Origin of the sequence: Agromyces sp. CCNWLW203, from assembly GCF_036576125.1 — a bacterium.
Lineage (GTDB): Bacteria > Actinomycetota > Actinomycetes > Actinomycetales > Microbacteriaceae > Agromyces.
In genome coordinates this window covers 1,207,186-1,217,662 of sequence record NZ_JAZHYX010000001.1, presented here as the reverse complement: position 1 = coordinate 1,217,662, position 10,477 = coordinate 1,207,186, and the positions used below count along the sequence as shown (strand labels likewise).

The following is a 10,477-nucleotide window of genomic DNA, read 5'->3' as shown; positions in this document are numbered from 1 at the left end:
AGATGTGAGCTGGGGTTCAATAAAATTGGCATTGAACATAGTGCACGCTGTTGAGTTCTCAAGGAACGGACGCACCCAGCAACCAAACCCGAACCGGGCCAACCACTGAAGCTTTACGTTCTCATCCGGCCATCCCAACAGGACGCATCCGAACGCATCAAACCCGGAAGAACAAACCTTCACGAGCTCGGGATCATCGTGCCAACTTGAGGATCAGAACCAGACGCTTCACAGCAATCCCGCCCTGCGCTCCTGTGGGGCAACGAAGGACAACAATACGAGGATTCCAGAGGGTGCGCAAACCCTGCGTGCATCCCGGGCGTGTCGCACCCGTGACCCCAGCAACACACGAAGGCCGTCGCCGCGGTCGCTCGCAAACGTGCGGCACCTTGGCGGAGGTCCGAGGGCCTCAGGATCGGCGAGACATGCCTGCAAAGGGCGCTTCGCCGACCCGCGGCGTTGTGAGCCGCGACCTCCTCACCGCGGAGGGGTCACGACACATCTTCTACAGCCAGCGCATCGTGAACGCACGCGCGAGCACCGCCCGGAGCGGCGGCACTGCGAGCGTGCGCACGGCCGCGTTGCGCACCCGGAGCCGGACGCCCGCGGCTGGCGCCCCCATGCGCATGTTGAACGCCGCCTGACGGATGGCCCGAGCCGCCGAGGCACGGCGTGTGCGGTCGTAGCGTTCGAACGCCTCGTAGGGTGCGCCCGACTCGAGTGCGTGCTCGAGCTCGCGGTCGAGCAGCACCGCGTCGAGCCATCCGAGGTTCATGCCCTGCCCGCCGATCGGGCTGATCTCGTGCGCGGCATCGCCGGCGAGGGCGACCCGGCCCCGGTGCATCCGCTCGGCCAGGTGCTGGCGCGCCTCGAAGACGCTCGGCTCGGCGGCCGCGTCGGGGTCGAATCGCCCGTCGACGCGCGCGGCGACGATCGTGGCCAGCTGCGCCGGCCCGACTTGCCGAGGGGGCCTCCGCACCCACGCGACCCAGCGCCGCCGCCCGCCCGGGAGCGGGAACGACTCGACAACCCCTGCGGGCTCGAAGTGGAGCAGCGCGGTCGCCGGCTCGCCGGTGTCGTCGCGGGTGTCGCCCATCACGTAGTGCGCACGGCCCGGCTTCGGCGCCCAGCCGATCTCCGCGAGATTCCGGATGCCGCTGCGCACGCCGTCGGCCCCGACGACGTAGCGGGCGGGCAGCGTGACCGTCTCGCCGCCGCGGTCGCCCGTGACCTCGACGTGCGTGCCGAGGTCGCGGAGCCCCTGCACCTCGACGCCGTGCATGAGCGCCCTGGGGGCGAGCTCGGCGAGGCGGCGCTCGAGCATCGCCTCGGTCTCGAGCTGCGGCAGCGACCACACGGATCCGTCCCGCACGAACGACATCGAGCCGAGCACTCGGCCGCGGCACGTCACGCGCCCGTCGCGGATCTCGATGCCGGACCCCCGCACCTCGGCCTCGAGGCCGACCCGCCCGAGGGCGCGCAGCCCTGGGGGGTGGATGCCGATCGCACGCGATCGGCCCGATCGCTCGGTGCGGCGTTCGAGGACGACCACGTCACGGCCGCGCTGCGCGAGCAGGCACGCGAGCAGCAGTCCGACCGGCCCGCCGCCGACGATGACGACGTCGCGCATGCCGTCGTGCGAGACGGTGCGCGTCGGGCCGGCGGATGCCTCAGACATCCGCTCCCCACACCACCTCGAGTCGCGACGGGAACGCCCGCCGCACGGCCCAGCCCTCGGGCAGCACCGGCGCGAGCTCGCCGGCGGTGTGGCTGCGGCGAATCGAGGTGAGCCCGTCGGTGCGGATGTACGAGCCCGCGAGCAGGTTGCCCGCGAAGGGCAGCGTGCCGAGCCAGAAGCCCGCGTAGCCGAGCCGCGTGCGCTCGATGTCGCCATGCACCGCGAGTCCGCCGGGGCCGAGCAGCAGTTCGCTGTCGCGCAGCAGCGCACCGAACTCGCGCCCGTCGAGGTGGTGCAGCACGTGGTTCGAGACGACGAGGTCGAAGTGCTCGCCCTCGTCGACGAGATCGCCGCTCATCGCGCGACGGAGCGTGAGGCCCGGCGTCGGCGGCCGGGCCGACGCCCACGCCATCGCCCGCGCGTCGGGGTCGATCGCGGTGATCTCGAGTCGGAGCCCATCGGTCTCGGCCCACCGCAGCAGGCGTCGCGGCAGGTCGGCGCTGCCCGAACCGACGTCGAGCAGCCGGGTGCCCCAGACGGGAGAGAGTCGCGGACGGATCCAACGCAGGTATACGGCCCGCTCCCCCGAGACGACGGCGTTGACAAGCCGGAAGCGCTCGTAGGTCTTCGCGAGCATCACCGGGTCGGCGCCGGGCGAGTCCATCATCTCCTGCGCCTCGGCGTCGCGCGAGCCGAGCGACGTCATTCCGGCCGGCCGCGGTACACGATCGTCACACCCGAACGGTCAGGAGCGCCGACTCGACGGTCAGCCCCGGCCCGAACGCCATCGCTGCGACGCGGTCGCCGTCGGCAGCGGCATCCGAATGCAGGATGTTGCGCAGCACGAACAGCACCGTCGCGCTCGACATGTTGCCGTAGTCACGCAGGGTGTCGCGCGCCGGCACGAGCTGTGCCTCGGTGAGCCCGAGCCGCGACTCGACCTTGTCGAGGATGCTCCGACCGCCCGGGTGGATCGCCCAGTGCTCGATCGCCTCGCTCGACCCGTCGCCCGCGAGCGCCGCCGCGAGTGCGTCGTCGTGCGCGAAGAGCGGCTCGAGCGCCCCGGTGATGTGGTCGTCGATGATCGCCGGGATGGCGTTCGAGAGCACCATCTCGAAGCCGTGGTCGCCGATCTTCCACGCCATGTCGCCCTCGCCGACCGGTGTGATGCGGGTGGCGAAGCGGTCGAGGTCGAAGGCCCGTTCACCCGGCTCGGTCGGCCGACCGGTCACGATGCCCGAACCGGCGCCGTCGGCGAAGAGCGACGACGCCACGATCGTGTCGGGGTCGTTCGACGAGCGCAAGTGCAGCGTGCAGAGCTCGACCGAGACGACGAGCACGACCGCCGAGGCATCCGCTGTCGCCAGCTGAGTTGCGATGCGCAGCGCCGGGATCGACGCGTAGCAGCCCATGAAGCCGAGGTGGTAGCGCTCGACCCCGGGGTTCAGCCCCAGCTCGCGGGCGATCATGAAGTCGGGCCCGGGCGCGTAGAAGCCCGTGCACGAGACCGTGATGACATGCGTGACATCGGATGCCCCGATGCCCGGCGTCGCCTCGATGGCCGCGCGGCCCGCCTCGACGTAGAGGCGCGTCGCATGCTCGGCGTACAGCTCGTTGCGCACCTTCGTGCCCGGCAGCAGCAACTCACCCGACTCGATGTCGAAGAACACGGGGTCTTCGGGGTGCGCGTCCCAGCGCAGCTCGTCGAGCACGGAGTGCCGGCGCTCGATGCCCGAGACGTTGAACGATGTGGCGACGATGCGCTGGCCCAGCCGGCCGAGGCCGGGCTGGGCCGCGAACACATCGCGCACCTCGTCTTGCACGAGCACCGTCGCCGGAACCGCGGTTGAAAGACCTCTCAGCGTGACTGCCATGCCCTCACCCTAGGTACGTCGAAGGAATCGACGACAGGGCTTCCGCCCGCTGCGTCGATCGACTACGGCTCTCACGCCTCAGGCGAGGAGCTTGGCCTTGGCCGCGGCGAACTCCTCCGGCGAGAGGATGCCCTGCTGCTGGAGCGCGGCGAGCTTCTGCAGCTCGGCGACGATGTCGACTCCTCCGGCCGGAGCGGCCGGGGCTGCGGCGGCTTGCTGGGCAGCGACGCCCATCGCCGCCTGCTGCTGCGAGACGGCCTGCTGCGCCGCGGCATCGATCTGCGCCTGCTGCTGCTGCGCCTCGTACTGCTGCTGCTCGTACTGGTCTTGGGCCTTCTGCTGCTGGTGCCGCTGCATGCCGCCGCTGACGGCGGTGGCGGTGCCGGCGACGACGGCGGTGCGGGCGGCCATGCCGATCAGGCCCGGGCGTCCCATTCTTCTCAGTGGCATGTTCCTACTCCCCTTCGGCTTCTGCGAGCGCGGCGTTCACGACGGGCGCCGGGATGCGTTCTGTCTGCAGCACGAGGCCGCCGGACTCGGCGAACTTCGATGCGAGGCGCTTGGCCCACACGAGTTCGATCGCGAGCAGGGCGCCGGAGGTGCCCGGCGGAATGCCCTGGGCCAGTTCGTGGGCGTCTTCTTCGGCGACGAGACCGATCGCCTCGAGCTCGACCGTGCCGAAGCCGTATTCGTCGCTCACCTGTTCGAACTCGGTGATCAGCACCGAACCGTCGGTCTCTCGCGAGATCACGAGGAAGTCGAGCAACCGGATCTCACCGCCCTCGATCAACTCGCCGATCGCCTCGAGCGTGCCGGGGTCTGGACGATCGCCCTCGAACCCCACCAGATACAGCTCCACCGGGCCGTATTCGAACTCCGCCATGATCTCCCCAATCTCACGTGGTTGCAGACTACGCGGACGCGGGGCCCGTGCGCCAGAGCACACGGTGAATCCTCGGCGAACGTCAGGTCGGGCGCGACTGCGGGTCGACGACGGGCGCTCGAACGGCGGCATCGAGCGTCGGATACACCCGCCCGGTGCGTTCGAGCCCGTCGAACCAGCTCCCTCGACGTGCCGTGCGGGCACCCGTCGCGGGAACGGCGGCGAGCCGGAGTTCGATACCCGCGTCACCGAGTTCGCGATCGAGTTCGGCGAGGGTGTCGATCACCGTGATCGAGACGACGTCGAGGCGGGAGAGTTCGAGCGCCACCGCGCGTACGTCACTGTTCTCGGCGACGGCGTCGAGCACCGCGTTCTCGTGCGCGAGCACGTTCGCGGCGTAGAGCGGCCCGAGCAGGCGAATCGGCAGCACGCCCCCCACCGGCTGCCCGGCATCGATCCGGAGGCGGTTGAGCTCCCGCAGCACGACGACGAGCGTCGCCGCCACGCCGACCGCGACCGCGACCAGCAGCCCGGCGCTGAGTCCCACCGCCGCAGTCACGACGGCGACCCAGAAGTCGGCACGGTTGATGCGCCAGAACCGCACGAGCGAGGCGATGTCGATGAGGCTCGCGACGGCGACGAAGACGAGTGCGGCGAGCGTCGCCTGGGGCAGGAGGCTCAGCATCGGGGCGAAGAACATGGCGACGAGCACGGCGAGCACGGCCGTCACGATCGACGACAACTGCGTGCGGGCGCCGGCGCCCTGGTTCACCGCACTCTGCGAGAAGCCTCCGGCCGTGGGCACCACCTGGAAGAACGACCCGACCACGTTGGCCGCTCCGGTCGCGAACAGCTCCTGGTTCGAGTCGACCTGCGGGTCGCCCGGGCTGCGGATGACTCGGGCGACCGCCGTCGATTCGAGGAACGCCATCACGGCGATGGCGCAGGCGCCGGGCAGCATCGCTCCGAGATGTGCGAAGGTCGGCAGCGTGGGCGGTGGGAACCCCTGCGGCACGGGGGCGATCAGTTCGATCCCCAGCCCCTCGATGCCGGCGAACGCGACGAGCAGGATTCCCGCTGCGACGACGACCAGCGGACCGGGCACCTTGGGAAGGAAGCGCTTGAGCACGAGCAGCACGACGATGGAGGCGACCGAGAGGACCACCGTCGGCCAGTTCGCGACCGGCAGTGCTTCGAGCGCGGCGACGACGGTCCGGAAGAACCCGTGCGCCGTGACATCCGTCGTCTCGCCGAGCAGTTTCGGCAACTGGCCGACCGCGACCGTCGCGCCCACGCCGATCTGGATGCCGACCACCGTTGCGCGCGAGATGTTCTCGACGAGGCTGCCGAGCTTCAGGAGGCGCGCGATGAGCAGGATGACGCCGACGAGGAGCGTGAGCGCGATCAGGTCGGGAACGGGGTCGTCGGAGCCCGCCGCGACTCCCGCTGAGAGCAGTGTGGTTCCGGTGAGCGTCGCGATGGTCGACGTGGTCGAGACGCTCATCGCCCGCGACCCGCCGAGCATCGCGTAGACGAGCATCGGCACCATGCACGTGTAGAGGCCGATCTCGACGGGCAGGTTCGCGATCGTCGCGTAGGCCATCGCCTGCGGAATCACCACGGCGCCGGCCGAGAGACCCGCGAGGAGGTCGGGCCCGAGCCACCCGCGCCGGTACCCCGCGAGCGTCGGGAACAGCCGAGGTCCGCTCATCCTCACCCTTCCGTCCCATGCCGGCCGCTGATCGAAGGGCGCACCGGGCAGGCAACCCCGTCGGCCGCCGGTGCCGACTCTAACCGGACGCCCGACGGGCGACCCGATCCGGAGACGTGTGTCCGAGAGGGCGCTTTCGGAGTAGCGTCGGATCGAGCGGTGGACGCTCCGCCGCAGAGAAGGGGGCCTGTGCGAATGTCCGAGGAATTCGGGGGAAAGATCGAGCTGGACGTCCGGGACTCCGTTCCCGACTGGAAGCCCTACGAGCTGCCCAAGGCACCGGAAGGCGCCCCCAACGTGCTCGTCATCCTCTACGACGACACCGGCATGGCCTCCTGGTCGCCGTACGGCGGGCGCATCAACATGCCCACGATGGACCGGCTCGCTGCGAACGGTCTCACCTACACGCAGTGGCACACGACCGCGATCTGTTCGCCGACGCGCTCGACGTTCCTCACGGGCCGCAACCACCATGCCAACGGCATCGGCATCATCATGGAGGGCACGAACGGCTTTCCCGGATACTCGGGCCGCTTCCCGAAGGAGTGCGCGACGATCGGGCAGGTGCTGCAGGACAACGGGTACTCGACGTTCTGGGTCGGCAAGGATCACAACGTGCCCGAGGAGGACATCTCCTCGGGAGGCAGCAAGTCGGCGTGGCCGCTCGCGATGGGCTTCGACCGCTTCTACGGCTTCCTCGGCGGCGAGACCAGCCAGTGGTACCCCGACCTCGTCGAGGACAACCGATTCATCGAACCCCCGTATACGCCCGACGAGGGGTACCACCTCTCGAAGGACCTCGCCGATCAGGCGATCCGCATGATCCGCGATCAGAACGCCTCGAATCCGTCGAAGCCCTGGTACACGTGGTTCTGCCCGGGCGCGAACCACGCCCCGCACCAGGCGCCGCAGGAGTACATCGACAAGTACACGGGCAAGTTCGACGACGGCTACGACGCGTACCGCACCTGGGTGCTCGAGCGGATGATCGAGCGGGGTGTCATGCCAGAGGGCACCGAGCTCACTCCGTTCAACCCGCTGCCCGACGACCAGGCGAACGAGGCCGACTTCGTGAAGCCGTGGGATTCGCTCTCCGACGACGAGAAGCGCCTGTTCAGCCGCATGGCCGAGGTGTTCGCCGCCTTCAGCGAGTACACCGACACCGAGATCGGCCGCCTCATCGACTACCTCGAGGAGTCGGGCCAACTCGACAACACGCTCATCTTCTACTGCGCCGACAACGGCGCCTCCGGAGAGGGGTCGCCCGACGGCTCGGTCAACGAGAACAAGTTCTTCAACGGCTTCCCCGACGACCTCGCCGAGAACCTGACGATGATCGACAAGCTGGGCGGACCCGAGGCGTACAACCACTACCCGACCGGGTGGGCCGCCGCCTTCTCGACGCCGTTCAAGATGTTCAAGCGGTACGCCCAGTTCTCGGGCGGCACCTGCGACCCGATGGTCATCCACTGGCCGGCGGGCATTCAGGCCAAGGGCGAGATCCGCCATCAGTACCACCACTCGGTCGATGTCGTCGCGACGATCCTCGACGCCATCGGCATCGAGTTCCCCGAGGAGGTCAACGGGGTGAAGCAGCGGCCGCTCGCGGGCGTCTCGATGAAGAGCTCGTTCGATGCCGCGCCCGACGGACCCACCGACAAGCACGTGCAGTACTACTCGATGCTCGGCACGCGCGGCATCTGGAAGGACGGCTGGAAGGCGTCCGCCATCCACGCGCCGCTCACCGGTCACGGCGACTTCGAGAACGACGTGTGGGAGCTGTACCACGTCGATGAGGACCGTTCGGAGTCGAAGGACCTCGCCGCCCAGCACCCCGAGAAGCTGCAGGAACTGATCGAGGCGTTCGACGCCGAGGCGAGGGCGAACAACGTCTACCCGCTCGACGACCGACCGGCCCGCGAGCAGCTGACGATCGAGCGCCCGCAGGCCGAGCCCCCGCGCACCCGCTACGTGTACTACCCCGAGACGGGTGCGGTTCCCGAGAGCGTGGCGGTGAACGTGCGCGGCCGCTCATTCAAGATCATCGCCGACGTCATCGTCGATGAGGGCACCAAGGGTGTGATCTTCGCCCATGGTTCGCGCTTCGGCGGGCACACGCTGTTCATCAAGGACGGCAAGCTCAACTACGTGTACAACTTCCTCGGCATCCCGCCGGAGCAGACGTTCACGTCGGGCGTGCTCGCCCCGGGCGCCCACGCGCTCGGCATGGAGTTCGTGCGCGAGAGCGCGGGCGAACACGGCGAATCGATCGGCACCTGCAAGCTCTACGTCGACGACCAGATCGTCGCCGAAGGGCCGATGCGCGCGCAGATCGGCAAGTTCACGCTCTGCGGCGACGGGCTCTGCATCGGCTGGGACAGCGCAGATGCGGTCAGCGGCCAGTACACGAACCCGTTCCCCTTCGAGGGCGGCAAGCTGCTCGGCGTCGCCATCGATGTGAGCGAGGAGCAGTACCTCGACCTCGAGCTCGAGGCGCTCGCAGCGCTCGCACGCGAGTAGCGCCGTCTGCATGAAGATCGGGCGCCGGGCCTCACAGGTCCGGCGCCCGATCCATGGAAGCCCGGATCAGCGCGCCTGCGGGTCGCCCGTCAGCCGCCGCAGCGGCCCCGACCTCGCGTCGGGTTCGAGCAGCAACGCCCGCACGAGCAGCGTCAGCGGGATGCAGAGGATCGCCCCGATCGGTCCGATCACGAGGGTCCAGAACACGACGGAGAAGAACGTCAGCGTGAGGCTGAGGCCCACCGCGTCGCTCACGAACTTCGGCTGCACGAGCACCTGCAGCACGACGTTGATGACGCAGTACGCGGCCACCACGGCGAGCGCGAGCGGCCACCCGCCTACGACGAGCGCGAGGATCGCCGGCGGGATGAGCCCGATCACGAAGCCGATGTTCGGGATGAAGTTCGTGACGAACGCGAGGATCGCCCAGACGATCGGGATCGGCACGCCGACCCACCACAGGAACAGTCCGTCGAGTACCGCCACGACGAGACCGAAGCTCGCGTTCACGACGTAGTAGCGGCGCACGCCCGAGAAGTACCGCGCGCCGATCTGGTCGGCGGCCGGGGTGCCGAAGACCCGATCGCCACGGCTGAGGCCCGACGCATCCGCCGCCATGAAGATGACGTAGGCGAGCACGAAGAAGAACGCCGTCGCGGCGCCGAGCACGGCATCGGCGACGCCGGCCGCGAAGTCGAGCAGCGTCTTCGGGTCGATCGCCGCCGCTGCAGACTCGGCCGCCTGGCTCGTCATGCCGAGCGAGGTGAGCCACTCGTAGACGGCCTGCACGGTCGCCGCGAGCTCGTCGGCGTAGTCGGGCAGCATGCCGATGAACTGGGCGGATGCCACGACGAGCAGCGTTCCGAGGATCGCGAGGATCAGGTACGCGACCACGATCACCGCGGTCGTCGCGAGCCAGCTCGGCCAGCCGCGACGCTCGAGCGGGCGGCGCACGGGATGCGCGATGATCACCACGACCGCGGCGACCGCGGCGGGGGCGAGGATGTCGCGGGCGAACCACACCCCCGCGAAGACGATGCAGGCGGCGGCGATCGTGATGAGCACCCGGGTGCCGTGGGCGAAGCCGCCGCCCCCCGTTCCCGGTCGAAGGGGGCCGCCCGAGGCATCCGTCATCAGAAGCTGCCGATGCCCTTGCCGATGACCACGACGCCGATGACGAGCAGCAGCACCGCCATGACGGTCGCGTTGTTCTGCACGAGCCAGCCGCGCAGGGACTCGAGCGGCCCGGCCATCTTCTCGGAGGCGAGGAGATATGCGATCACGGGCACCGCGACCGAGCACGCGGCGATGATCACGAAGATCACGATCACGAGGGTGATCTCACCGCCGGTGAGGCCCGCCGTGCCGATCAGCACCCCGGCGCCGGCCGCCATGAGCAGGTTCTTCGGGTTGACGGCCGAGAGCAGGAAGCCGAGCACGAGGCCGCGCATCGTCGTCATCGAGTCGATGGCCGACATCCACTTCGGCAGGGCGGCCGTCTCGCCCGCCTTCGGGCGCCCGCGCCACTGCTTCAGCGCGAGGAACAGCAGTCCGGCGCCGAGCAGCAGCTTGATGACGCCCGAGATCGGCTTCGCCGCATCCGGATCCTGCTCGGGGATGATCGAGGCGAGCAGCGTGAACACGACGACCGCGACGACGATGCCGAGCACCCAGCCGATCATGAAGCCGACGCTCGTGCCCTTCGCCTTCGGCGAGAGCAGCATGAGGATCGCCGCGATGATCGGGATCGGGCTGATCGCGATGCCGAGCGCGAGCGGCAGGATGCCGCCGATGACCTCGCCCATGTTCGT

General features: G+C 69.3%; 9 protein-coding genes. 1 reads left to right on the top strand and 8 read right to left on the bottom strand.

Going from position 1 to position 10,477, the window contains the following annotated elements; all coding sequences use genetic code 11:
- Window positions 1-505 precede the first annotated feature (505 nt).
- The 6 genes from VPH61_RS05605 to VPH61_RS05580 form a co-directional block, all read right to left on the bottom strand.
- Complete coding sequence (locus VPH61_RS05605) at window positions 506-1,678, bottom strand: FAD-dependent oxidoreductase (protein WP_332062505.1); 1,173 nt, start codon at window positions 1,676-1,678, stop codon at window positions 506-508.
- Window positions 1,671-2,384, bottom strand: coding sequence for a methyltransferase (locus VPH61_RS05600; RefSeq protein WP_332062504.1), 714 nt, complete (start codon window positions 2,382-2,384; stop codon window positions 1,671-1,673). Before VPH61_RS05600 ends, VPH61_RS05605 begins: the two co-directional genes overlap by 8 nt.
- 25 nt (window positions 2,385-2,409) lie before the next feature.
- A complete protein-coding gene (locus VPH61_RS05595; RefSeq protein ID WP_332062503.1) occupies window positions 2,410-3,552 on the bottom strand; it encodes a type III polyketide synthase in 1,143 nt (380 codons plus the stop codon).
- Between the two features lie 78 nt (window positions 3,553-3,630).
- Entirely contained in the window at window positions 3,631-4,002 is a 372-nt protein-coding gene (locus VPH61_RS05590; protein WP_332062502.1) for an SHOCT domain-containing protein, read from the bottom strand.
- A 4-nt stretch (window positions 4,003-4,006) separates the two neighbouring features.
- Window positions 4,007-4,435 (bottom strand): DUF6325 family protein, encoded by a 429-nt coding sequence (locus VPH61_RS05585; protein ID WP_332062501.1) that lies wholly within the window; start codon window positions 4,433-4,435, stop codon window positions 4,007-4,009.
- An 82-nt stretch (window positions 4,436-4,517) separates the two neighbouring features.
- Entirely contained in the window at window positions 4,518-6,146 is a 1,629-nt protein-coding gene (locus VPH61_RS05580; RefSeq protein WP_332062500.1) for a SulP family inorganic anion transporter, read from the bottom strand.
- Between the two features lie 195 nt (window positions 6,147-6,341).
- Here VPH61_RS05580 and VPH61_RS05575 point away from each other — a divergent pair, with 195 nt between their 5' ends.
- Window positions 6,342-8,666: an arylsulfatase gene (locus tag VPH61_RS05575; protein ID WP_332062499.1), complete on the top strand. Its 2,325-nt coding sequence runs from the start codon at window positions 6,342-6,344 to the stop codon at window positions 8,664-8,666.
- A 66-nt stretch (window positions 8,667-8,732) separates the two neighbouring features.
- Here VPH61_RS05575 and VPH61_RS05570 read toward each other — a convergent pair whose 3' ends face one another.
- Together VPH61_RS05570 and VPH61_RS05565 are read right to left on the bottom strand one after the other, a co-directional pair.
- Window positions 8,733-9,800: an AI-2E family transporter gene (locus VPH61_RS05570; protein ID WP_332062498.1), complete on the bottom strand. Its 1,068-nt coding sequence runs from the start codon at window positions 9,798-9,800 to the stop codon at window positions 8,733-8,735.
- The gene (locus VPH61_RS05565; RefSeq protein WP_332062497.1) at window positions 9,800-10,471 is read right to left on the bottom strand and encodes a GAP family protein; all 672 of its coding nucleotides are present in this window, start codon (window positions 10,469-10,471) and stop codon (window positions 9,800-9,802) included. Before VPH61_RS05565 ends, VPH61_RS05570 begins: the two co-directional genes overlap by 1 nt.
- Window positions 10,472-10,477: the final 6 nt, after the last annotated feature.